Below are 220 nucleotides of genomic sequence, written 5' to 3'. Positions count from 1 at the left end.
CACCATGTCCGGTCTGAACCCCTTCGCTTCCTCGACACAGATGCCGACCGTGTCGCGTGGCACGTCGGGCAGAACGCGGTCATGCACAAGGACTTCGATCGAAGCCGACTGAAGGGACTTGATGATGTCGGCGAATACCGCTGTGCCCGCGAAGCGCTCATCGGTGCAGACCAGCGCACGTCGGCCGAACCGGGCGGCGACCGTCGGCAGCACATGGCGC

1 protein-coding gene is annotated in these 220 nt (G+C 65.0%); it reads right to left on the bottom strand.

Annotated features, from left to right (window positions below):
- The coding region (locus tag EOC06_RS39660; RefSeq protein WP_128310225.1) for an iron-containing alcohol dehydrogenase at nucleotides 1-220 on the bottom strand (220 nt) is incomplete at both ends.

This window comes from Mesorhizobium sp. M7A.F.Ca.MR.362.00.0.0, from assembly GCF_004023175.1.
In the GTDB taxonomy this organism is placed as follows: Bacteria; Pseudomonadota; Alphaproteobacteria; order Rhizobiales; family Rhizobiaceae; genus Mesorhizobium.
Note: the sequence above shows the minus strand (reverse complement) of the source record. Positions and strands in the feature narration are given on the sequence as shown.